At 70.8% G+C, this 21,319-nt stretch carries 21 protein-coding genes; 10 read left to right on the top strand and 11 right to left on the bottom strand.

Annotated features, from left to right (window positions below):
- The first annotated feature begins 406 nt into the window (after positions 1-406).
- The gene (locus tag FFK22_RS14145) at positions 407-1,783 is read left to right on the top strand and encodes a peptidoglycan DD-metalloendopeptidase family protein (protein ID WP_138892424.1); all 1,377 of its coding nucleotides are present in this window, start codon (positions 407-409) and stop codon (positions 1,781-1,783) included.
- Here FFK22_RS14145 and FFK22_RS14150 read toward each other — a convergent pair.
- The 6 genes from FFK22_RS14150 to petA all read right to left on the bottom strand — a co-directional run bounded on the left by FFK22_RS14150 (position 1,780) and on the right by petA (position 7,580).
- Positions 1,780-2,547, bottom strand: coding sequence for a VOC family protein (locus tag FFK22_RS14150; protein WP_138892425.1), 768 nt, complete (start codon positions 2,545-2,547; stop codon positions 1,780-1,782). The two genes, FFK22_RS14145 and FFK22_RS14150, sit on opposite strands and share 4 nt — an antisense overlap.
- Entirely contained in the window at positions 2,547-3,107 is a 561-nt protein-coding gene (locus tag FFK22_RS14155) for a DUF924 family protein (protein ID WP_138892426.1), read from the bottom strand. Before FFK22_RS14155 ends, FFK22_RS14150 begins: the two co-directional genes overlap by 1 nt.
- Positions 3,104-4,813, bottom strand: a complete 1,710-nt coding sequence (locus FFK22_RS14160) for an acyl-CoA dehydrogenase family protein (protein ID WP_138892427.1) — start codon at positions 4,811-4,813, stop codon at positions 3,104-3,106. Before FFK22_RS14160 ends, FFK22_RS14155 begins: the two co-directional genes overlap by 4 nt.
- A gap of 84 nt (positions 4,814-4,897) precedes the next feature.
- Positions 4,898-5,698, bottom strand: coding sequence for a cytochrome c1 (locus FFK22_RS14165; RefSeq protein ID WP_306770111.1), 801 nt, complete (start codon positions 5,696-5,698; stop codon positions 4,898-4,900).
- Between the two features lie 2 nt (positions 5,699-5,700).
- A complete protein-coding gene (locus FFK22_RS14170; RefSeq protein WP_138892428.1) occupies positions 5,701-6,972 on the bottom strand; it encodes a cytochrome b N-terminal domain-containing protein in 1,272 nt (423 codons plus the stop codon).
- Positions 6,973-6,995: 23 nt separating this feature from the next.
- Positions 6,996-7,580: a ubiquinol-cytochrome c reductase iron-sulfur subunit gene (gene petA, locus FFK22_RS14175; RefSeq protein ID WP_138892429.1), complete on the bottom strand. Its 585-nt coding sequence runs from the start codon at positions 7,578-7,580 to the stop codon at positions 6,996-6,998.
- A gap of 183 nt (positions 7,581-7,763) precedes the next feature.
- Between petA and FFK22_RS14180 the strand changes: the two genes are divergently transcribed.
- The 5 genes from FFK22_RS14180 (at position 7,764) to FFK22_RS14200 (ending at position 11,468) form a co-directional block, all read left to right on the top strand.
- Positions 7,764-8,213, top strand: coding sequence for a tRNA (cytidine(34)-2'-O)-methyltransferase (locus FFK22_RS14180; protein WP_186002461.1), 450 nt, complete (start codon positions 7,764-7,766; stop codon positions 8,211-8,213).
- An 85-nt stretch (positions 8,214-8,298) separates the two neighbouring features.
- The gene (hemF, locus tag FFK22_RS14185) at positions 8,299-9,162 is read left to right on the top strand and encodes an oxygen-dependent coproporphyrinogen oxidase (RefSeq protein ID WP_138892431.1); all 864 of its coding nucleotides are present in this window, start codon (positions 8,299-8,301) and stop codon (positions 9,160-9,162) included.
- A 419-nt stretch (positions 9,163-9,581) separates the two neighbouring features.
- Positions 9,582-10,211 (top strand): DJ-1/PfpI family protein, encoded by a 630-nt coding sequence (locus tag FFK22_RS14190; RefSeq protein ID WP_138892432.1) that lies wholly within the window; start codon positions 9,582-9,584, stop codon positions 10,209-10,211.
- 49 nt (positions 10,212-10,260) lie between these two features.
- Positions 10,261-10,692: a hypothetical protein gene (locus FFK22_RS14195; RefSeq protein WP_138892433.1), complete on the top strand. Its 432-nt coding sequence runs from the start codon at positions 10,261-10,263 to the stop codon at positions 10,690-10,692.
- Between the two features lie 110 nt (positions 10,693-10,802).
- On the top strand, positions 10,803-11,468 hold the full coding sequence (locus FFK22_RS14200; protein WP_138892434.1) for a dihydrofolate reductase family protein: 666 nt from the start codon (positions 10,803-10,805) through the stop codon (positions 11,466-11,468).
- 218 nt (positions 11,469-11,686) lie between these two features.
- Here FFK22_RS14200 and gfa read toward each other — a convergent pair whose 3' ends face one another.
- Positions 11,687-12,256: an S-(hydroxymethyl)glutathione synthase gene (gene gfa / locus FFK22_RS14205; protein WP_138892435.1), complete on the bottom strand. Its 570-nt coding sequence runs from the start codon at positions 12,254-12,256 to the stop codon at positions 11,687-11,689.
- A 138-nt stretch (positions 12,257-12,394) separates the two neighbouring features.
- Between gfa and FFK22_RS14210 the strand changes: the two genes are divergently transcribed.
- Positions 12,395-13,333, top strand: a complete 939-nt coding sequence (locus tag FFK22_RS14210) for an aldo/keto reductase (RefSeq protein WP_138892436.1) — start codon at positions 12,395-12,397, stop codon at positions 13,331-13,333.
- 5 nt (positions 13,334-13,338) lie between these two features.
- Here the strand turns inward: FFK22_RS14210 and FFK22_RS14215 are convergent, their stop codons facing one another.
- The 4 genes from FFK22_RS14215 to FFK22_RS14230 are packed head-to-tail and all read right to left on the bottom strand — an operon-like array spanning position 13,339 to position 16,521.
- On the bottom strand, positions 13,339-14,184 hold the full coding sequence (locus tag FFK22_RS14215) for an alpha/beta fold hydrolase (RefSeq protein ID WP_138892437.1): 846 nt from the start codon (positions 14,182-14,184) through the stop codon (positions 13,339-13,341).
- Positions 14,185-14,204: 20 nt separating this feature from the next.
- Positions 14,205-15,407 (bottom strand): CCA tRNA nucleotidyltransferase, encoded by a 1,203-nt coding sequence (locus tag FFK22_RS14220; RefSeq protein ID WP_138892438.1) that lies wholly within the window; start codon positions 15,405-15,407, stop codon positions 14,205-14,207.
- Entirely contained in the window at positions 15,404-16,021 is a 618-nt protein-coding gene (locus FFK22_RS14225; protein ID WP_138892439.1) for a CoA pyrophosphatase, read from the bottom strand. Before FFK22_RS14225 ends, FFK22_RS14220 begins: the two co-directional genes overlap by 4 nt.
- Positions 16,018-16,521 carry a DUF1285 domain-containing protein gene (locus tag FFK22_RS14230; RefSeq protein WP_138892440.1) on the bottom strand — a complete coding sequence of 168 codons (504 nt, stop codon included), beginning with the start codon at positions 16,519-16,521 and terminating at the stop codon, positions 16,018-16,020. Before FFK22_RS14230 ends, FFK22_RS14225 begins: the two co-directional genes overlap by 4 nt.
- Before the next feature lie 114 nt (positions 16,522-16,635).
- Between FFK22_RS14230 and FFK22_RS14235 the strand changes: the two genes are divergently transcribed.
- The 3 genes from FFK22_RS14235 to FFK22_RS14245 are packed head-to-tail and all read left to right on the top strand — an operon-like array spanning position 16,636 to position 21,318.
- Positions 16,636-17,643 (top strand): MoxR family ATPase, encoded by a 1,008-nt coding sequence (locus tag FFK22_RS14235; RefSeq protein ID WP_138892441.1) that lies wholly within the window; start codon positions 16,636-16,638, stop codon positions 17,641-17,643.
- A 7-nt stretch (positions 17,644-17,650) separates the two neighbouring features.
- Entirely contained in the window at positions 17,651-18,565 is a 915-nt protein-coding gene (locus FFK22_RS14240; protein WP_221938593.1) for a DUF58 domain-containing protein, read from the top strand.
- Complete coding sequence (locus FFK22_RS14245) at positions 18,559-21,318, top strand: DUF4159 domain-containing protein (protein ID WP_138892443.1); 2,760 nt, start codon at positions 18,559-18,561, stop codon at positions 21,316-21,318. The genes FFK22_RS14240 and FFK22_RS14245 overlap by 7 nt, the downstream gene beginning before the upstream one ends.
- Position 21,319 lies beyond the last annotated feature (1 nt).

The following is a 21,319-nucleotide window of genomic DNA, read 5'->3' on the forward strand; positions in this document are numbered from 1 at the left end:
TCCTTCCGACTTCTCAGTGCAACCAGATTTTCATCTGCCGCCCTGCCCGACCCGCCGTTTCGCTTTCGCTCGCCGCCGGGGTCGTCGTCGGTGAGGCGGTTTATAGGAGGGTGATCCGGGCCTGTCAAACGCTTTGTGACGAAAATTTTTCGAACAGCGTTTTCTCCTCGCGAGGTGCTTTCCCGCGCAAGGCACAGGGCCTCGGAACACCGCCGGGCCGGCCGCTTCCGCCGTCCCAGCGATCCCTAGATGGATATACACGCGTGCGCGCGCAAGGGGTTGTGGGTGAGATTTCGGGTGCCCCAGCCGGTTGACCCGATTCCCCCTCTCCCGCATGTTCCGCCGGTGATTCAGGCGCGCCCCGGCCAGCGGGCGGCCTCCCCACCGCCCCTCGGAGACCCATCCATTGCGAATCGTCCCGTTCGGAGTCCTGTCGATTCTCGCTTTGGCCGGTCTCGGGGCCGGTGCCTTTCTCCTCCCCGAATCGCCGCACCCGGCCGATGCCGCCACCGCCGGCCCGGCCATCCCGAGGCTCCGCTCGGACCTTCGCGACCAGATCGCCTATGACGCGCTGCTTCCCGCCCCGGATGAGCCGGCGGATTGGGTGCTGGCGGCCCTCGCCGACGGCTTGAGCCGGCCGCAGGCCCCGCGCGGCCCCGAGCGCCGGGTCGTGGAGGTGGCGGCGGGCGACACGTTGACCGGCCTGCTGGCCGAGGCCGGAATCGCCGAGGACGAAGCCCATGCCGCCGCGGCCGCCCTGGACGGGCTGTACGACCCGACCAAGCTGCGAATCGGCCAGCCGGTCACCGTCACCTTCGACCGCAGCGGCGGCGAGCGCGTGCTGAAGGCGGTCAGCCTGATGCCGGAGGTGGATCGCACCGTCACCGCCCGGCGCACCTCCGACGGCAATTTCCGCAGCAGCGAGGCCGAACGGGTGCTGGAGAGCCGGCCGGTCGGCATCGCCGGCGAGATCGATTCGAGCCTCTATGCCGATGCGACCGCGGCCGGGGTGCCGGATGCGGTGGTGCTGTCGCTGCTGAAGACCTGGGCCTATTCGGTCGATTTCCAGCGCGACCTGCAGCCGGGCGACCGATTCGCCGTGCTGTTCAGCCAGGATCACAGCCCGGACGGCAGCGTCGCCCGGCTCGGGCCGGTCGAGATGGCGCGGCTCGAGCTCGGCGACAAGACCCTGACCATGTACCGGTTCGAGAGCCGCGACGGCACGGTCGACTATTACGACAGCGACGGCACCAGCGTGCGCCGGCTGCTGCTGCGCACCCCGGTCGACGGGGCGCGGCTGACCTCGCGATTCGGCGCCCGGCGCCATCCGGTCCTGGGCTACACCCGGATGCATCGCGGCGTCGATTTCGGCGCCCCGAGCGGCACCCCGATCTATGCCGCCGGCGACGGCACGGTGGAGCTGATCGGCACCCAGCGCGGCTATGGCCGGGTCATCCGGCTGCAGCACAATGGCCGGCTGTCGACCGCCTATGCCCATATGAGCCGCTTCGCCCGGCTGAAGAAGGGCGCTCGGGTCAAGCAGGGAGAGGTGATCGGCTATGTCGGGTCCAGCGGCATGGCGACCGGCCCCCATCTGCACTACGAGGTCCTGGTCGCCGGCGCCCAGGTCAACCCGCTGAGCGTCGACCTGCCGACCGGCACCACCCTGGCCGGCCGCGACCGGACCGAGTTCCGGCGCCGGGTCGAGGCGATCGACCGGCAGTTCCGGCAGCTGACCGAGGAGGCGCCGGTCGCCTCGACCGGCCGGCGGGTGGACGGCTAGGCGGCGAAGCGCAGCGCCAGGCCGGTTCCCGGTAGCGGCGGCACCCGCACCTCGCCCGGGTGCCGGGCATGGGCGACATGGCCGGCCCGCAGCGCCGATTCGCAGGCGTCGAGATCGCGGGTGGCGATGTGCAGCATCGGCTGGTCGCCGAGGCCGAGGGTGAATCCGCCGATCACGACCGACTCGCCCCCGCGCCGCGCCCCGTCCAGCGCCGCCCAGGCGGCCAGAGCGGATTCGGCGAGCGGGGTCGGGAGGTCGAGCCGGACGATCCCGGTGGCGCCGTTGGCGTGGCGCTCCCACTCCGGCCGGCGCAACAGCTCCGGCGTCCGGTGCTCGGTGGCGAAGAGCGGCAGGCCGAAGGCGTCGCGCCGGGCCGGATAGGACAGGCGGAACGAGGGCTGCACCGGCCCTTCCGGCAGATCGAGCAGCCGGGCCAGGTCGCGCGCCGGCTCTCCCCCCGCCCCGGCCGCCTCAAAGGCGGCCGCGGTCGAATCGGCCGAGCGGGTGGCGAGCGCAATGCCGAGCAGCCCCTCCCCGTCCCGTGCCAGGCGCTCGCCGAGGCCGTTGTCGAACTGCGTCGGGTCGAGCACGCCGAGCAGCTCGATGTAATCCGCCTCGAGCATGATGCAGTAATTGGCGGTGCCCCAGCCGATGTGGCGGCCGCGCGGCGTCACGGTGAAGCCGAGGCGGCGCCAGGTGTCGCGCGCGGCATCCAGCGCCGCCACCGCCAGGATGACATGGTCGAGCCCGGTGATCGCCGCCATCAGAAGCCGCCATGCTCGGCCAGATGCGCCTCTTCCTCCGGCGTGCTGGCGCGGCCAAGGATGGCGTTGCGGTGCGGGAAGCGGCCGAAACGCTCGATCACCGCGAGATGGCGCCGGGCGTAGCCGACATATTCCGGGTCGGCGATGCCGGCGGCCTGCAGCGCCAGGCTGCGCCGCTGGTCGGCCGGGTCCTCGCTGTGCTCGAAGGGCAGATAGAGGAACAGCCGGTGGTCGTCGGTCAGCGCCGGGTCCCGGTCGAAGCCCTGTTCGACCGCCGCCTTGGCCACGGCCAGCGCCTTGGAGTCGGAGGCGAAGGCGCGCGGCGTGCCGCGGAACAGGTTGCGCGGAAGCTGGTCGAGCAGGATGCAGAGCGCCACAGCGCCCAGCGGCGAGCCGGCCCAGTCGTCGTGCCTGCCGGCAGCGGCCTCCTCATGCAGGGTCAGGAACCGGGCGCGGATCTCGGCGTCGAAGCCGGCATCGCCGGAGAACCAGCGATCCTTCCCGGACTCCTCGAACCAGAAGGCCAGAAGGTCGTGGGCGGAAACCGAAAGCGGAGTCATGCGGGGCAGAGTCCATAGCCGATGATATCGTCGAACAGGGCATGCAACGGATCCTCGCCGAGGTCCACTACGGCGTGCGGATCGAGCCGGAGGGCGAACCGGCCAGCCATCAGCGCTTTGCGCCGGTCGCCTTCGGCCAGGTCGGCCGCCGCCTCCTCCAGCATCAGCGACGCGGCCAGCAGCTCCGCCGCCGGATGCATCAGCCGCCGGGCCAGGCGCGGCCCGTCCTCCGGCCGCGCCCGCAGATGGGCGAAGCCGGTGCGGCAGCTGTCGAGCACCGGGCGCAGCCGTGCCGCGATCGGCTGCAGCGCCCCGGGCGCCGAATCGAGGATGCCGGAGATGCGGTCGAGCAAGGCCTGGTCGCCGGGCAGCTTGCCGATGGTGGCGCGCAGGAACTCCAGCGCCTGGACATTGGCCGGCCCCTCCCACACCGCGGTGACCAGCGCGTCGCGGTAGAGCCGGGCGGTCGGCCATTCCTCGGTGTAGCCGTTGCCGCCGACGATCTCGACCGCCTGGGCGGCCGCCGCGGTTGCCTCGGCCGCGGTCCAGTATTTGGCCAGCGCTACGGCGGCGCGGCGCCAGCCTTCGACCGCCGGCTCCTCGCCCGGCGCCTCGAAGGCCATGGCCGCCTCGAAGGCCAGCACCGCCGAGGCCTCCTGGGTCGCGGCGAGGTCGAGCAGCGCGTCGCGCATCATCGGCGTGGAGCGGAGCAGCGTGCCGCCGACGCGGCGGTGGCTGGCCCAGGCCAGCGATTCGAGCAGGGCGCGGCGGTGCATGCCGGCGGCGCCGAAGGCGTTGTGCACCCGGCTGTATTCCAGCGCCTCGAGCATCGCCTTGAGGCCATGCGGCGGCGGCGCCACCTCGACCGCCCAGGCGCCGTCCAGCACGGTCTCGCCGGTGGCGAGGCCGCGGGTGCCGACCTTGTCCTTCAGCCGGCGGACATGCAGCCGGTTCGGCGTGCCGTCCGGCAGCGCCGAGGGCACCAGATAGCAGCCCAGGCCGCGCGCCCCGTCCGGCGCGCCGCGCGGCCGGGCGGTGGCCAGTGCCACACCGGCGCCGGCATTGCTGGTGAACCATTTCAGCCCGGTCAGGCGCCAGGCGGCGCCGTCCGGCTCCGCCACCGTGGTGGTGGCGGCGACATCGGTGCCGCCATGCAACTCGGTCGCCCAGGTGCCGCCGCTGAGCGCCTGGCCGTCCATCCGGGTCAGCAGCGGCAGCCACTGGCTGCGCACCGGGTCCGGCGCCAGACGGTCGAGCACCCAGGCGACGGCGCCGGTCATCGTCACCGGGCAATGCAGCGACACGTCGGCCTGGGACAGCATCCCGCCCATGACGAAGGAGAGGAGATGCGGCGCCCGCTCGAGCCCGCCCCCCTCTGAACCAAAGGCCAAGCCGACGGCGCCGCGGCGATAGGCGTCGGCGTGGCAGGCGCGGTACTCGGCATTCAGCACCACCCGGCCGGCCGGCGCGCCGGCGCCGTCATGGCTTTCGAGCCGCGGCGGGGCGTGCCGGCTGGTGTAGTCGGCCTGCGCCTCCACCGCCTCGCCGACCCAGGCGCCGAACTCGGCCAGCCGGTCGCCGAAGCGCGGCAGCAGGTCGGGGCTGCGCCGTGCCAGGCGGCGCTGCAGGTCGCGGTCGGTGGTGAACAGGTTCAGGCCGCGGATGTCGGGCGGCAGCGCGAGCGGTCGGGTCTCGGTCCGGTCCATAGAGGCCTCCCGGGAAAACGCCTGCCCAAAATAGCACGGGGCGGTGCAAGCACCGCCCCGTCATGGATCATCGGCCGCGCAGGATCAGTGGGCGTTGGCCCAGACCTTGCGCTTCACCGAGTAGAGGAGGCCGGCGAAGATGATCAGGAACAGCACCACCTTGACGCCGGTGTGCTTGCGCTCCTCCATCGACGGCTCGGCCGTCCACATCAGGAAGTTGACGACGTCCCAGGCCTCCTGCTGATGCGTCGCCTTGGTGCCGTCGCTGTAGGTCACCGCGTCGTCGGTCAAGATGTTCGGCATCGCCGTGACGTGGCCGGGGAAGTAGGCGTTGTAGTTCAGCCCGTCCGGCACCTGGAAGCCTTCCGGCGCGTCGTGGAAGCCGGTGAGGAAAGCATAGATGTAGTTCGGGCCGTCGGTCTCGCCGCCCTCGCCGCGCGCCTTGGCCATCAGCGACAGGTCGGGCGGCACCTTGCCGCCATTCGCCGCCGCCGCCGCCTTGTCGTTCGGGAACGGGTTGTGGAACTTGTCCGAGGGCAGCGCCGTGCGCTCGATCGGCTCGCCGGCATCGTTGGTGTCGGCCACCTTATACTCGGCGGCGATGGCCTTGACCTCGTCCTGGTTGAAGCCCAGCCCGGTCAGGTCGCGGTAGGACATCAGATGCATCGAGTGGCAGGTCGAGCAGACGTCCTTGTAGACCTGGAAGCCGCGCTGGGCGGAGGCCCGGTCGAAGGTGCCGAAGAAGCCACCGAAGGTCCAGGTCTGCTCCGGCGGCTCGACGCTGCCCTCCGCCGCCTGGGCGGCCGGGAGGACGGCGCCGAGCGTCAGCAGCAGGGCCGCGGCGGTGAGGGCGGATCTGAGCATGATCTTGTCGAGGAGCGGCATGGTCACGCCTTCACCGTATTCGTAGCGGCCGACGGCCCGAGGACGGATTCACTGATGCTGCGCGGCAGCGGCAGCGGCCGTTCGATCTTGCCCAGGATCGGCAGGATCACCAGGAAGTGCACGAAGTAGTAGACCATGCCGACCTGGCCGATCACCACCGGCAGCCCTTCCGGCGGCTGCGACCCGGCGTAGCCGAGGCCGATCACCGAGGCGACCAGCAGCCAGAAGCACCAGCGGTAGATCGGCCGGAACCGGGCGCTGCGCACCCGGCTGGTGTCGAGCCAGGGCAGCACGAACAGGATGGCAATGGCGCCGAACATGGCGATGACGCCGAGCAGCTTCGCCGGGATGCCGAACAGGCTGAAGGTGATCGAGCGCAGGATCGCGTAGAACGGCAGGAAGTACCATTCCGGGACGATATGCGCCGGGGTCTGCAGCGGGTTGGCCTGGATGTAGTTGTCGGCATGCCCCATCAGGTTCGGCGCGAAGAACACGATGAAGGCATAGAAGATCAGGAACACGGCAATGCCGAAGCTGTCCTTGGCCGTGTAGTACGGATGGAAGGGCAACGTGTCCTGCGGCCCCTTCGGGTCGATGCCCGACGGGTTGTTCGAGCCGGTGATGTGGAAGGCGCCGACATGGATGACGACGACGCCGAGGATCACGAAGGGCAGCAGGAAGTGCAGCGAATAGAAGCGGTTCAGCGTCGGGTTGTCGACGGCGAAGCCGCCCCACAGCCAGGTGACGATGTTCTCGCCGACCAGCGGGATGGCCGAGAACAGGTTGGTGATGACGGTGGCGCCCCAGAAGCTCATCTGGCCCCAGGGCAACACATAGCCCATGAAGGCGGTGGCCATCATCAAGAGGAAGATCAGGACGCCGAAGATCCACACCAGCTCACGCGGGCTCTTGTAGGAGCCGTAATACAGGCCGCGGAAGATGTGGATGTAGACGGCGATGAAGAACATCGACGCGCCGTTGGCATGGATGTAGCGCATCAGCCAGCCGTAATTGACGTCGCGCATGATGCGCTCGACCGACTGGAAGGCGAAATCGACATGCGGCGTGTATTGCATCGACAGGAACAGGCCGGTGGCGATCATGATCACCAGCATCATCCCGGCGATGGCGCCGAAGTTCCAAAGGTAGTTGAAGTTCCGCGGAGCCGGGTACTCGCCGTACTCCTTGTACATCATCGAAAAGATCGGCAGCCGCGAGTCGATCCAGCGGATCGCCGGATTCTGGAAGGTCGAGGGCTGGGCTGAGTGGGCCATGGGAAATCTCCGGAACGAGCGGCTCAGCCGATCTTGACCTTGGTGTCGGCGGTGAAGGCGTAGGTCGGCACAGCGAGATTCTGCGGTGCCGGGCCTTGTCGGATGCGCCCGGAGGTGTCGTAGATCGACCCATGGCAGGGGCAGAACCAGCCGCCATACGGCCCGCGGTTCTCACCCGGGTTCTGGCCCAGCGGGATGCAGCCGAGATGGGTGCAGACCCCGATGACCACCAGCCATTCCGGCTTCTGCACGCGCGCCGAATCGGGCTGCGGGTCCGGCAGCTGGCTGAGCGGAACCTCTTCCGCGGCCTTGATCTGGTCTTCCGGCCGGTGGCGGATGAACACCGGCTTGCCGCGCCACTTCACGGTCAGGGACTGGCCGACCGCGACCGGCGTCAGGTCGACATCGATCGAGGCCAGGGCCAGGACGTCCTTCGACGGGTTCATGCTGTCGATCAGGGGCCAGGCGACGCTGGCGACGCCGACCGCGCCCACCGCGCCGGTCAGGAGATACAGGAAGTCGCGACGAGTGCCCCCCTCCCCGGATGCGTGATCCCCGGTTGGCGTATGACTCGGGCCCGGCGCGCCCTGGAGGGTGGTATCCGACATTGTTGCAACGGTCCTTCTTGGTCGACCTTATCTTCCCCCGCGCCCCCGAGCTGGCTTCGGGCCCGGGCGACGACGCCGTATCCCGGGCAGGAGGCGGCCTGGGGTCTATACAATGCCATTCCGACCCTTGCAATTCGCTAGAACCACCCAGCGACGCAGCACCGCGGACCAGCCGAGCCAATCATGCGCCTCGTCCTCTACGAACCCGACATCCCGCAGAACGCGGGCACGATGATGCGGCTGGCGGCGGCGCTCGGCGTCGCCGTCGACCTGATCGAGCCCTGCGGCTTCCTGGTCGACGACCGGCGGCTGCGGCGCGCGGCCATGGACTACGCGGATTTCCTCGATCTCACGCGCTGGACCAGCTGGCGGCGCTATGCCGAGACGGCCCATGCCGGGCGGCTGGTGCTGCTGACCACCAGGGCCAGCCAGCCCTATACGAGCTTCGCCTTCGCCCCTTCCGACCGGATCATGGTCGGGCGCGAGAGCGCCGGCGTGCCCGAGGCGGTGCATGCTGCGGCGGATGCCCGCATCGTCATCCCGCTGCGGCCGGAGGCGCGCTCGATCAATGTCGCGACCGCGGCGGCGATGGTTCTGGGCGAAGCGATTCGCCAGACCGGTGTCGGGCCCTGACGCCGCCACGCCTGGGGCGCGGTTGGCCATTCCCGCTCCCTTCCGCCCGCCCTATGGTGCCGGCGCTGCAACAGAGGCCCGCCGCATGAGCCAGACCCCGCCCGACCCGACCGAGGCCCGCAAGGCCGAAGCCGCCGCCTGGTTCGCGACTTTGCGCGACCGGATCTGCGCCGCCTTCGAGGCGATCGAGGACGATTATGCCGGCCCACTCGCCGCCCGGCCGGCGGGGCGCTTCGAGCGCCGGGCCTGGGACCGGCCGGGCGGCGGCGGCGGCGTGATGTCGACGATGCGCGGCCGGGTGTTCGAGAAGGTCGGCGTCAACATCTCGACCGTGCATGGCGAGTTCTCGGAGGCGTTCCGGGCGCAGATCAAGGGCGCCGAGGGCGACGGCCGGTTCTGGGCCTCGGGCATCAGCGTCGTCGCCCATCTGCAGAGCCCGCTGGTGCCGGCGGTGCACATGAATACGCGGCGGATCGAGACCTCGATCGGCTGGTTCGGCGGCGGCGCCGACCTGACGCCGATGGTGCCGGACGAGGCCGACACGACGGCGTTCCACGGCGCGCTGCAGGCCGCCTGCGACCGGCACGACCCCGGCTATTACCCGCGCTTCAAGGAGTGGTGCGACCGGTACTTCTTCCTGCCGCACCGCGACGAGCCGCGCGGCGTCGGCGGCATCTTCTACGACAATCTCGACGGCGGCGACTGGGAGGCCGATTTCGCCTTCACCCGCGATGTCGGCCTGGCCTTCCTCGACACCTATCCGGGCATCGTCCGCCGCCATATGGACCGGCCCTGGACCGAGGAACAGCGGGCGCATCAGCTGCAGCGCCGCGGCCGCTATGTCGAGTTCAACCTGCTGTACGACCGCGGCACCACCTTCGGCCTGAAGACCGGCGGCAACACCGAGGCCATCCTGATGTCGCTGCCGCCGCTGGTCGCCTGGCCGTAGGGGCGCCCCGTCCTGTTTCCTTTTGGCCGTCATTCCCGCGAAAGCGGGAATCTCCCGCTGGCGGAGCCGACCAGATCCCCGCTTCGCGGGGATGACGATTTTTTAATATCGGCAGCGGGAGTGGCGCGGATGCGCGGACCCCAAACGAACCGGAGGGCGACCCGGATGGCGCGGCGGACGCCATGGCCGAGAAAAATTGCAATTCCGAGCCCGAGAGGTTATTCTATAGATAGATTCATTTGTTCTGAATTTCTGACCCGACCATTGCGAGCCGCGCCCCTGATTAGCACTACTGATATCCCTGTACGCAATTAACGCCGGCTGAAACGCGGTCCTGAAGTCGCAGCTGATTTTTGTAGTCTCGCCGTGGCCTGATCGCAGCCCGTCACCGCAGTCCGGCAGGCCGTGGAGACAATCGGATGATCATCGGTATCCCGGTTTACCAGAAGGTCGATCTGCTCGACGTCACGGCCCCGCACGAGGTGTTCAAATGGGCCTGGCCGGACGCCGAGCTGCGGCTGCTCGCCGCCTCGACCGACACGCCGATCGAGATGCGCGACGGCTTTCGCTTCCTCGCCACGCATTGTTTTGACGACACGAAGGAGCTCGACATCCTCTGGGTTCCCGGCGGCGATCCGGCGGCGCTGGCGCCGATCATGCGGGGAGAGAAGCCGCGCGACCTTCTCAATTTCCTGCTTCGCATCGGCCCCGGCGCAGGCTGGGTCTGCTCGGTGTGCGAGGGCGCGCTGCTCCTCGCAGCGGCAGGGCTGCTCGATGGCTACCACGCCACCACGCATTGGGCGTTCATCCCTTGCCTGAAGGAGTTCGAGAAAATCTCCGTCGTGGAGGGGTTTCCGCGCTTCCACCGCGACCGCAACCGCCTGACCGGCGGCGGCATTTCGTCCGGGCTCGATGAATCGCTGCACCTGGTCCGGCTGTTGAGGGGAGACGACGCGGCCCGCGAGGTCCAGCGCACGATCCAATATTACCCCGAGCCGCCGTTCCCCAGTGATCTGAAGGTACCGCCAAGCTGTCCGTTCGCTTGGTGAGATCTCGTCATTGCCTCAACCGCATTTCTCGACAGAAGGAGTTTTTCCGATGGCCAGCTCCAGTTCAGACATCGCCGGCAAGTGGACCTATCGCAGCTTCCACAACGACCCCGCCCTCGTCGGGGACGACCCGAAGAAGGCGCTCGCCCTGATTTTCGCGGAGGCGGATCTCAACATCGAGCCTGTCTCGAGCACCGATTTCTTCGCCCTGCTCGATTGGCAGGGCGGCGGCATGGATCTTAAGGGCACAATGACGCGGGGCAGTCCCGACACCCCCGTCGCATTCTCGATCGTCGGGTACGGACGGCCGGGCACCTCAACCGATGGCTGGGAGTACGCCTATAATGGCTGTCTCGCCTACAAATGGCCCAACGGCATTAGGCAGGTTCCGGCGCTGGTCGGCTCGATCGTCCGGGTGAAGCCCCACGGCAGTAACAGCCCGGCCGGCTACACCGCCAGCTTCGTCGCGGTGATGAAGTAGCGTCGTCGCGGCGGACGCAGAACGGGAGGCGGCATGTCGGATCGCCGCCTCCCCGACCGTCCTTGGATCGATCCCGGCGTGCGAGACGCCGCCATCGACAGGAGATCGAGATGAGGAAGGTCGTCACCGCCGCGTTCGTCAGCCTGGACGGCGTGATGCAGGCCCCGGGCGGGCCGGAGGAGGATCCGACCGGCGGGTTCGCGCTGGGCGGCTGGACGTTTCATCACTGGGACGACGTCATGGGCCAGGCCATGGGGGAGACCTTCGACGCCCCCTTCGACCTGCTGCTCGGCCGCAAGACCTACGAGATCTTCGCCGCCCACTGGCCGCATGTCGGAGCGGACGATCCGATCGGCAAGGTGTTCAACCGGGTGACCAAATATGTCGCCACGCATTCGGCCGCGCCCCTGGCCTGGCAGAACTCGGTGGCCCTGCGCGGCGACGCGGCCGAGGCGGTCGCGGAGCTGAAGCGGCACAACGGCCCGACGCTGCTGCTGCAGGGCAGCACCGACCTGATCCAGACCCTGCTGGCGGCCGACCTGATCGACGAGTTCCGGTTGCTGACCTTCCCGGTCGTGCTCGGCTCCGGCAAGCGGCTGTTCGGCCGCGGCGCCATCCCGGCCGGGCTGAAGCTGGTCGACAGCAAGGCCTCGACCACCGGGGTGGTGATCAGCCGCTATGCGCGGTCCGGCGAGGTGACGACCGGATCCTTCGCCCTGGCCGAGCCGACCGAGGCCGAACTCGCCCGGCGCCAGCGGATGCAACGGGAAGGGTGAGGCTGGGATCGATAGGTGCCCAGCGCAATCAAATTGCCTCTCCCGCCTGGCGGGAGAGGCCGGGCGTCCGCAGGACGACCGGGTGAGAGCTGGTCCCAGCCTCGACAAAATCCCCTCACCCGGAGCCGCTCCGCGTCTCCGACCTCTCCCGCAAGCGGGAGAGGCAAAAACTCACTGCCGTGGTCAGATCGGGATGATCCGATCCGGCTCAGCCAGCGCTAAGCCGGCAAAGCCCCGGAGCGCTTGGCGGTCCAGGTCGCGACGTAGTCCATCAGACCTGGCGACAGGCAGTCATAGGGCGGCAGCCCCAGCTCCGTCAGCCGGGCGCGGACGCCGTCCATGCGGCTGGGATCGACGCCCGATTCGATGATCGACGAGACGAAAGCGGCGAAGGTCGGCGCGGCATAGCCGGCGTTGTCGAACCGCTCCGGATGGATGAAGGACAGGCCCTTGAACGGATGGTCGCGCTCGACCGGGCCGTACAGGTGCACGCCGCATTGCTTGCAGGCATGCCGCTGGATCAGGGCGCTCGAATCGACCACCGCCAGCTTGTCGCCGTTCTCCAGCACCGTCACCTTGTCGCTCGGCACCACGGCGACGACCGAGAAGGCCGTGCCTTTCGGCTTCCAGCACTTGGTGCAGCCGCAGGCATGGTTGTGGGCGACGTCGCCCTCGATGCGCACCTTGACGGGACGATCGGTGCACAGACAGGTCAGCGTGCCTCCCTGGAAGCTGCCGGACCCTTGGCGCACGCCGCCGTCGACGACCGGGTGTATGGACTCGCTCATCGCGTTTCTCCCTTTAGGTTCGTTGACCCGGATGGTCGTTTCCGGCGGAAGTGTCGGCCATGTGCGGCGGAATCTCTATTGGACCCTCGGACGAGAAATGGTGCCAAGATGGGCCATCAGCCCAGCCCGAGGAGCATCATGTTCGATCCCGTTGAGCGCCGCCCGGTCGGCCGCACCACGCTGCGCGTGTCCCGCCTGGGCATCGGCGGCGGCAGCCTGTTCAGCTCGATCGGCGATGCCGCCGTGGCCGCGCTGGTGGACCATTGCTGGGACCGCGGACTGCGCCATTTCGATACCGCCGCCCTCTATGCCGCCGGGGTCAGCGAGACGCGCTTCGGCAATGCGCTGGCGGACCGGCCGCGCGGCGAGCATGTACTGTCGACCAAGGCCGGCCGCACCAATGAGGACGGCCAGAATCTTTTCGACTACAGCCGCGACGGCATCCTGCGATCGGTCGAGCGCAGCCTGGCCAAGCTGAAGCGCGACCGGCTGGACATCGTCTTCATCCACGACGTCACCCCCGACCTGCACGGCGACGCCTATGAGGCCCGATTCGCCGAGGCGATGGACGGCGCCTATCCGGCGCTGGCGGAGCTGCGCGACCGGGGCGTGGTCGGCGCCATCGGCGTCGGCGTCGGCAACTGGCAGGTGTGCCAGCGCTTCGCCGAGGCCGGCGACTTCGACTGCATGATGCTGGCCGGCGGCTACACCCTGCTGAAGCAGGATTCGGTGCCGTTCCTGGACGATTGCGTGAAGCGCGGCATCTCGGTGCTGGTGGCGGCGCCGTTCAACACCGGCATCCTGGCCACCGGCGCAATCGAGGGCGCCCGCTACCACTACAAGCCGGCGACGCCCGAGGTGCTGGAACAGACCCGGCGGATCGAGTCGGTGTGCCGCCGCCACGACGTACCGCTGCCGGCGGCGGCGCTGCAGTTCCCGCTGCGCCACCCGGCCGTCGTCAGCGTCGTCGTCGGCCACCAGTCAGCCGAGGAGGTCGACCGCAACCTGGCCCTGCTGCGGCGCGACATCCCGGAGGCGCTGTGGGCTGACCTCGCGGCGGAGAGGGTGGCGGCGTAGGTCCGCTACGCCGCGGTGTGCTCCGTGATCGCGGCCAGGTAGGTGTCCCAGTCCGCCGGATGCAGCTCGTGGCCGCCGCCTTCGATCCGCACCAGCCGGGCGCCCGGCACGATGGCGGCCAGGGCGGCGCCGTGATCGACCGGGAAGATCGGGTCGGCCGTGCCGTGAATGACCAGCAGCGGCGGCCGGAGCTCGCCCAGCCGACCCCGCCACCGGTCGCCACCCTTCAGCATGAAGTGGTTGGTGGCGCTGGCGAAGCTGCGGGCGCGGTCGACATCGGTCTCGATCAGCCGGCGGGCCGCCGCCGAATCATGCGGATGGGCGGTGCCGGCGATGGCGCGGGCGTCGCGGCACATGAAGTCGATCACCTGCGCCCGGTCGGTCCAGTCGACCGATTCGCCGGTCGCGGCATGCTCCATATAGGCCGCGGTGGTCCCGGGCAGATGCGAGGTGTCGGTGCCGACCGGCGAGGTGCTGATCGCGGTCAGCGAGGCCACCCGGTCCGGATGCGCCAGCGCCGCGAGCTGCGCGATCATGCCGCCGAGCGACATGCCGACGAGATGGGCGCGGCCCAGCCCGTGGCCGTCGAGCACGCGGATCGCGTCATCCGCCATGTCGTCGAAGCCGTAGGCCGCCTCGCCGGGCGGATAGGCAGTCGACCGGCCGGTGTCGCGGTTGTCGTAGCGGATCACATGGCGGCCTTGCCCGGCCAGGCGGCGGCAGAGTGCCTCGGGCCACCACAGCATCGAGGCCATGGCGCCCATGATCAGCAGCACCGGCGGGTGCGCCGGGTCGCCGAAGGCCTCGGTCGCGATCTCGACGCCGCCGGCGCTGATCGTATTCTCGGTCATTTCGTTTCCCCGTTTGAACCCTAGACCCCCGCCAATTCCCGCAGCCGGCCGAGGCTTTCGTCGCGGCCGGGGCGCAGGCCCCGGGCGATCCACCAGCGCTCGACCTCGGCCAAGGCGCGGCCGACGGCGGGACCGGTGACGCCGAGGGCGACCACGTCGCGGCCGCGCACCGGCAGGGTCGGCACCGGCTCCTTTTCCAGCGCCGCCAAGGCGCGCTTGAAGCTCCAGCGCGTCGGCGCCGCGGCCCAGGCTAGGCGCAGCCGGTCGCGGCCGCCGGCCCGGCCGTGCCGGTACAACAGGAGCCGCACCCCGATTTCATCCGGCGCCTTGTCGAGCGTGCTGTCCTGCAGCCCGAGCAGCCTGTCGCGCTCGTCATTCGACAGCTTCAGCCGGGCCGCGACCGCCGCCGCGTCGCCACGCAGCAGTGCCGCCAGCCGCAACACCGGATCGGAGCCCGGCGCGACCTGCACCAGCCCCTGCAGCCGGGCGATGTCGCCATCCTCGCCGATCACGTGCCGGGCGATGCCGGATTCGACCATCGCCCGCCACACCGGCACCGGGTCTGGCGCGGCCAGCAGCTTCAGCAGCTCGGCCCGCACCCGCTCGCCAGACAGCCGGTCGAGGCTGCCGGACGCGGCGGCGCAGGCGGCCAGCGCCGGCGGGTCGAGCTCGCCGCTGCCGAAATGGGCGTGGAAGCGGAAGAAGCGCAGGATGCGCAAGCCGTCCTCGGCGATGCGCTGCGCCGGGTCGCCGACGAAGCGGACCCGGCCGGCGAGCGCGTCCGCCACGCCGCCGAAATAATCATGCACCACCCCTTCGAAATCGGCCGACAGCGCATTCATGGTGAAGTCGCGCCGAGACGCATCGGCCCGCCAGTCGGCGGTGAACTCGACGATGGCGTGGCGGCCGTCGGTCTCGACATCGATCCTGAGCGTCGTGACCTCGAAGCTCTTGCCGCCGGAGCGGGCGGTGACCGTGCCGTGCTGCAACCCGGTCGGGATCACGCCGAGCCCGGCGTTGCGCAGCGCCACCATCACCGCCTCCGGCCGCAGCGGCGTGGCGATGTCGACATCCGCGGCGTCGCGGCCGAGCAGCGCGTTGCGGACGCAGCCGCCGACGAAGCGCGGATCGAAGCCGGGGATCGACAGGGCGTCGATCACCGCCCGGGCGGCGGGGTCGGTGGCCCAGCCGGGCAGCGGCGACAGGCGGTGCGGTGTCGTCATTCGGCCGTGGTTCCGTGCAGCACGTCGCGGAGATTCCGCAGGATGCCCGCGGTCACACCCCAGACATAGCGGTCGCGATAGGGGAAGGCATAATATTGCCGCTCCACCCCCTGCACGGTGATGCGGTGCAGCTTCGGGTTGTTGGGGGCCAGGATGAAGGCCAGCGGCACCTCGAAGATCTCGGCCACCTCGAACGGATCGGGCGCGGTCTCCAAGGGCGGCGTCAGCAGGCCGACGAAGGGCTGGATCTCGAAGCCGGTGCGGCTGACATAAGTGTCGAGCCGGCCGACGATCTCCACCTTCCCGCGCGGCAGGCCAATCTCCTCCTCAGTCTCGCGCAACGCCGCCGACAGCGGGTCCGGGTCGCCCACATCGACGCCGCCGCCGGGGAAGGCGATCTGGCCGGCATGGGCATTGAGGTGCGGCGTGCGCAGGGTCAGCAGGATGGTGTCGCCCTCCGGCCGCCGGACGATCGGCACCAGCACCGCCGCCGGACGCAGGCTCGCCAGCGGCTTCAGGTCCGGATTCAGGTCGTGGTCGCCGCGGGAGAGGCGCGGCCGATAGCGCCGCAGCCGCTCCAGATCGGCCGCGCCCGGGGGCGGTTCGGTGGTCACGCCTGGTCCAGCGGGAAGAATGTCCGGTGGCTCCAGACCCCTATCCGGCCGTCATGGCTGACGGCGATCTCGGCCAGCTCGTAGAACACCGGGCGCGACAGCAGCGCGTCGAGCCCCTCGGCGATCCGGATATAGGGCGACGGCTCGCCGGTGCCGGCGGCGAAGGTCACCCGGATCGGATGCTCCGGCCCTGCCTCGCGCGCCGCGTCGAGATTGGTGCGGAAAGTCAGGACTTGGTCTTCGCCCGCCCCCGCCACCTCCACCGCCACGGCGACGAAGGGCGCGTCGTCGACCGTGATCCGCCCGCGCTCGGCCGGGGTGATCAGCCAGTAGTCGCCGGCGGCGTCGCGCCGCAGCACGGTGGCGAACAGCTTGACCAGGGGCAGGCGGCGGATCGGGCTGCCGTGATAGTACCAGGTGCCGTCGCGGCCGATGCGGATGTCATAGGCCTCGTCCGCCGCGCTCGGGCCGCGCCGGGCACCGGCCAAAGCCGCATCCATGGCGCCTGCGTCAGACTGCGCCCGGGCCGATTGCGTTTTCTTCGACTCGCCGTCGCTCAATTCCGCCATACTCTTGCAATAGATCCGTCAGTTCCCCGGCAGAGCGGCACGCCCATGCAAACGACCGTCCCGACCGAGCTCGACACCCCGGCCACGCCCGGCGACATCGATGCGGCCGTGGAGCGGCTGGCCGCCGTGCGCAGCATGATCGGCCGGGTCATCTTCGGCCAGCAAGAGGTGATCGACCAGAGCCTCGTGACCATCCTGGCCGGCGGCCATGTCCTGCTGGTCGGCCTGCCCGGCCTGGCCAAGACCCGGCTGGTCGAGACGCTCGGCACCGTGCTGGGCCTCGAGGAGCGGCGGGTGCAGTGCACGCCGGACCTGATGCCGGCCGACATCCTCGGCTCCGAGGTGCTGGAGGAGAGCGAGACCGGCCGCCGCAGCTTCCGCTTCATTCCCGGCCCGGTGTTCAGCCAACTGCTGATGGCCGACGAGATCAACCGCGCCAGCCCGCGCACCCAGTCGGCGCTGCTGCAGGCGATGCAGGAGCACCGGGTGTCGATCGCCGGCCGCTACCTGCCGCTGCCGGAGCCGTTCCACGTCCTGGCCACGCAGAATCCGCTGGAGCAGGAAGGCACCTACCCCCTGCCCGAGGCGCAGCTGGACCGCTTCCTGATGCAGGTCGATGTCGGCTACCCTGACCTGGCGGCGGAGCGGCGGATGCTGCTGGCCACCACCGGCGTGCACGAGGCCCAGATCGAGGCGGTGATGAGCGCCGAGGCCCTGCAGCGGACCCAACGCCTGGTGCGCCGGCTGCCGGTCGGCGAGACGGTGCTGGAGGCGATCCTGTCGCTGGTCCGCGCCGCCCGGCCCGATTCGACCGACCTGCCCGAGGTGCAGCGCATGGTCGGCTGGGGCCCCGGCCCGCGCGCCAGCCAGTCGCTGATGCTGGCCTGCCGCGCCCGTGCCCTCTTGACCGGCCGGCCGTCGCCCTCGGTCGACGACGTCGCCGCCCTCGCCCGCCCGATCCTGCAGCACCGCATGGCCCTGACCTTCGCCGCGCGCGCCGATGGCGCCACCATCGCCGACGTCGTCGAGCGGCTGGTCGCGCGCCTGGGCTGAGGCCGAGGTGGCGGACGGTTCATCCCCCCTGACCGGCGCCGGGCGGCGCAAGGCGGCCGATGCGCTGGCGGCGACGCTGCCGCCGCTGCTGATCGCCGCCGACCGCGTCGCTTCGACCGTGGCCCAGGGCGTGCACGGCCGCCGCCGGGTCGGAGTCGGCGAGAGCTTCTGGCAGTTCCGCCGCTATCAGGCCGGCGAGCCGATCGGCCGGATCGACTGGCGCCAGTCCGGCAAGTCCGAAGGGCTGTTCCAGCGCGAGACCGAATGGGCCGCGGTGCAGACCGCCTGGCTGTGGCGCGACGCCTCGCCGTCGATGGATTACCGCTCCGACCGCTCGCTGCCGACCAAGCGCGATCGCGCCGAGGTGCTGCTGCTGGCCCTGGCCTCGCTGTTGAACCGCGCCGGCGAGCGGGTGGCGCTGATCGGCGGCGACACCCCGCCGGCGACCGGCCGCGCCAGCCTGCTGCGCCTGGCCGCAGCGCTGGACCGGGGCACCCTGGACGATGCCAGCAAGGCGGTGCCATGGGAGCTGCGGGTGCCGCGCCACGCCGCCATGGTGCTGCTGGGCGACTGCCTGGCCCCGCTCGACGAGTTCGGCGCCTCGGTCGCCGCCTATGCCGCCCGCGGCGTGCGCGGCCACATCCTGCAGGTGCTCGACCCGGCCGAGGCGACGCTGCCCTTCGAGGGCCGCATCCGCTTCGAGGGCATCGAGGAGGTCGAATCGGCACTGATCCCGCGGGTGCGGTCGGTGCGCGACGCCTATCGCGAGCGCCTGGCCGAGCACCAGGACGGGCTGGCGGCGATCGCCCGCCGCGCCGGCTGGAGCTTCGCCGTGCACCGCACCGACAGATCGGCCGAGGCGGCGCTGCTGAGTCTGTGGGGCGTGATGTCCGGGGCCGCGACCGGCAGGGCCAGATGGTGACGCTCGGCGGCCTCGTCTTCCTGGCCCCCGCCATCCTGGCGGCGCTGATCCTGCTGCCGGTGATCTACTGGCTGCTGCGGGTCACGCCGCCGGCGCCGCGGCGCCTGAGCTTCCCGGCGATCCGCCTGCTGCTGGGCCTGCAGGCGCAGGAGGAGACGCCGGAGCGGATGCCCTGGTGGCTGCTGGTGCTGCGCCTGGCCCTGGCGGCACTGATTATCATCGCCCTGGCGCATCCGGTGCTGAACCCCGGCTCCGCACTGCCCGGCAGCGGCCCGGTGCTGCTGGTGGTCGACAATGGCTGGGCCGCCGGCAAGGCCTGGCCGCAGCGGCAGGAGGCCCTGCGCACCGCCGTCGACAAGGCCGAGCGCGCCGGCCGCGACGTGGTGCTGCTGGCCACCGCGCCGACCGCCCCGGGCGAGCCGGTGGCGGCGAGCCGCCTGCTGCGCCCGAGCGAGGCCCGCGGCCTGATCGATAATATGGCGCCCAGCCCCTGGCCGACCGACCGGGCGGCGGCGCTGAAGGCGGCCGACGCGCTGCGCCTGCCCGGATCGGTCCATGTCGTCTGGGCCAGCGACGGCATCACCGCCGAGAAAGAGGCGGACGGGGTGCGCGACTTCGCCGCCCGGCTGCAGCGCTTCGGCAGTCTGGAGGTGCTGACGCCGCAGGCCTTCGACCTGGCGCATCTGGTCGGCACGCCGCAAGTGGTCGACACCGCCCTCACCGTCCCGGTGAAGCGTGCCGCCGCCGTCGGCGACGTGCCGCTGGTGCTGCGCGCCGCGGCCGAGGACGGCCGCCCGCTGGCCCGCACCGAGGTCCGCTTCCCCGCCGGTCAGCGCCAGGCCGAGGCCCGGTTCGAGCTGCCCTCGACCGCACGCAACGCCATCGCCGCGGTATCGATCGAGGGCGAGACCACGGCCGGCGCCACGGTGCTGGTCGACGAGCGCTGGCGCCGCCGGCCGGTCGGCCTGGCCGCGCCGCAGGACACCGCCCGGGCCCAGCCGCTGCTGACCGAGAGCTACTATCTGCAGCGGGCGCTGGAGCCCTTCGCCGAGATCCGCCGCGGCAGCGTCGCCGACCTCTTGGGCGGCACCCAGCCGACCGACAGGCTGGCCGCGCTGCTGCTGCCGGACGGCACCCTGTCCTCCGAGGCCGACCGCCAGGCGGCCGATCGCTGGATGGAAGGCGGCGGCGCCCTGATCCGCTTCGCCGGGCCGATCCTGGCGGCCAACCCGGACCCGCTGGTGCCGGTGCCGCTGCGCTTCGGCGACCGCACCCTGTCCGGCGCGATGTCCTGGACCGAGCCGATGTCGCTGGCGCCGTTCGATGCCACAAGCCCGTTCCAGGGCCTGACCATCCCGGCGGATGTGCGCATCCAGCGCCAGGTGCTGGCCGACCCGTCGCCCGACCTGGCCGACAAGACCTGGGCCCGGCTGACCGACGGCACGCCGATCGTCACCGCCGAGAAGCGCGGCCGCGGCTGGCTGATCCTGATCCACACCACCGCCGGGCCCGGCTGGTCGAACCTCGCCTTCTCCGGCCTGTTCGTCGACATGCTGCGCCGCGTCGTGGCGCTGGGCAGCGGCGTCGGCGGCGACAGCGGCCAGGCCAGCCTGGCGCCGGTCAAGCTGCTGGACGGGCTCGGCCGGCTGGTGCCGCCGCCGCCGCTGGCCCTGCCGATCGCCGGCCCGGCCTTCGCCAGCACCGTGCCGGGGCCGGAGCACCCGCCCGGCTTCTACGGCACCGAGGACAACCGCCGTGCCCTCAACCTCGGCTCGGCCGTGACCAGCCTGGAGCCGATCCCGAGCCTGCCGCCCGGCGTGTCGGTCGCGGGCTACGAGGCCCCGGCCGAGGTCGACCTGCGGCCCTGGGTCTTCGCCCTGGCCATGACCCTGCTGATCCTGGACGGGCTGATCGCCCTGTTCATGCGCGGCCTGCTGACCCCGCCGCGGCGCGCCACCACGGCGGCGCTGCTGGTGGCCGGCGCCGTCGCCGCGTCGCTGCTGTCGCCCGCACCGGCGCGGGCGCAGGACGACAGCCGCATCATCGCCATGGCCAACCATGTCCGCCTCGCCTATGTCGAGACCGGGTCGCAGGATGTCGACGCGGTCAGCCAGGCCGGGCTGGAAGGCCTGGCCCAGGTGCTGCGCGACCGCACCTCGGTCAATGCCGAAGGCGCCGTCGGCATCGATGTCGAGAGCGACGAGCTGGCCTTCTTCCCCCTGCTGTACTGGCCGATGACGCCGGAGCAGCCGGCCCTGTCCGACGCCGCGATCGGCAAGCTGAACGCCTTCCTGCGCACCGGCGGCACCATCTTCTTCGACACCCGCGACCAGGCGACGGGCAGCAGCGGCGGGGCGCTGGCCGGGCCGGGCGCCGAGAAGCTGCGCGAGCTGACCCAGGGCCTGGACGTGCCGCCGCTGACGCCGGTGCCGCCGGACCATATCCTGACCCGCGCCTTCTACCTGATGCAGGACTTCCCCGGCCGCTACGCCGGCGGCGACCTGTGGGTGGAGACCGCCGACGCCACGGTCAATGACGGCGTCTCGACCATCATCATCGGCGCCAATGACTGGGCCGGGGCCTGGGCGACCGGGCCGGGCGGCGCGCCGATGCTGCCGGTGGTGCCGGGCGGCGAGCGCCAGCGCGAGATGGCCTATCGCTTCGGCGTCAACCTGGTGATGTACGCCCTGACCGGCAACTACAAGTCGGACCAGGTGCATGTGCCGGCCATCCTGGAACGGCTGGGGCAGTGAA

Origin of the sequence: Mycobacterium sp. KBS0706, from assembly GCF_005938675.2 — a bacterium.
GTDB lineage: Bacteria > Pseudomonadota > Alphaproteobacteria > DSM-16000 > Inquilinaceae > Inquilinus.

What these genes read in the sequence shown, in the direction of transcription:
- FFK22_RS14220 (WP_138892438.1), bottom strand. Translation starts at nt 15,407, where the DNA reads ATGACGACACCGCACCGCCTGTCGCCGCTGCCCGGCTGGGCCACCGAC.
- FFK22_RS14245 (WP_138892443.1), top strand. Translation starts at nt 18,559, where the DNA reads ATGGTGACGCTCGGCGGCCTCGTCTTCCTGGCCCCCGCCATCCTGGCG.
- FFK22_RS14150 (WP_138892425.1), bottom strand. Translation starts at nt 2,547, where the DNA reads ATGGCGGCGATCACCGGGCTCGACCATGTCATCCTGGCGGTGGCGGCG.
- gfa (WP_138892435.1), bottom strand. Translation starts at nt 12,256, where the DNA reads ATGAGCGAGTCCATACACCCGGTCGTCGACGGCGGCGTGCGCCAAGGG.
- FFK22_RS14165 (WP_306770111.1), bottom strand. Translation starts at nt 5,698, where the DNA reads ATGCCGCTCCTCGACAAGATCATGCTCAGATCCGCCCTCACCGCCGCG.
- FFK22_RS14155 (WP_138892426.1), bottom strand. Translation starts at nt 3,107, where the DNA reads ATGACTCCGCTTTCGGTTTCCGCCCACGACCTTCTGGCCTTCTGGTTC.
- FFK22_RS14215 (WP_138892437.1), bottom strand. Translation starts at nt 14,184, where the DNA reads ATGACCGAGAATACGATCAGCGCCGGCGGCGTCGAGATCGCGACCGAG.
- FFK22_RS14160 (WP_138892427.1), bottom strand. Translation starts at nt 4,813, where the DNA reads ATGGACCGGACCGAGACCCGACCGCTCGCGCTGCCGCCCGACATCCGC.
- FFK22_RS14195 (WP_138892433.1), top strand. Translation starts at nt 10,261, where the DNA reads ATGGCCAGCTCCAGTTCAGACATCGCCGGCAAGTGGACCTATCGCAGC.
- petA (WP_138892429.1), bottom strand. Translation starts at nt 7,580, where the DNA reads ATGTCGGATACCACCCTCCAGGGCGCGCCGGGCCCGAGTCATACGCCA.
- FFK22_RS14210 (WP_138892436.1), top strand. Translation starts at nt 12,395, where the DNA reads ATGTTCGATCCCGTTGAGCGCCGCCCGGTCGGCCGCACCACGCTGCGC.
- hemF (WP_138892431.1), top strand. Translation starts at nt 8,299, where the DNA reads ATGAGCCAGACCCCGCCCGACCCGACCGAGGCCCGCAAGGCCGAAGCC.
- FFK22_RS14200 (WP_138892434.1), top strand. Translation starts at nt 10,803, where the DNA reads ATGAGGAAGGTCGTCACCGCCGCGTTCGTCAGCCTGGACGGCGTGATG.
- FFK22_RS14230 (WP_138892440.1), bottom strand. Translation starts at nt 16,521, where the DNA reads ATGGATGCGGCTTTGGCCGGTGCCCGGCGCGGCCCGAGCGCGGCGGAC.
- FFK22_RS14180 (WP_186002461.1), top strand. Translation starts at nt 7,764, where the DNA reads ATGCGCCTCGTCCTCTACGAACCCGACATCCCGCAGAACGCGGGCACG.
- FFK22_RS14190 (WP_138892432.1), top strand. Translation starts at nt 9,582, where the DNA reads ATGATCATCGGTATCCCGGTTTACCAGAAGGTCGATCTGCTCGACGTC.
- FFK22_RS14235 (WP_138892441.1), top strand. Translation starts at nt 16,636, where the DNA reads ATGCAAACGACCGTCCCGACCGAGCTCGACACCCCGGCCACGCCCGGC.
- FFK22_RS14170 (WP_138892428.1), bottom strand. Translation starts at nt 6,972, where the DNA reads ATGGCCCACTCAGCCCAGCCCTCGACCTTCCAGAATCCGGCGATCCGC.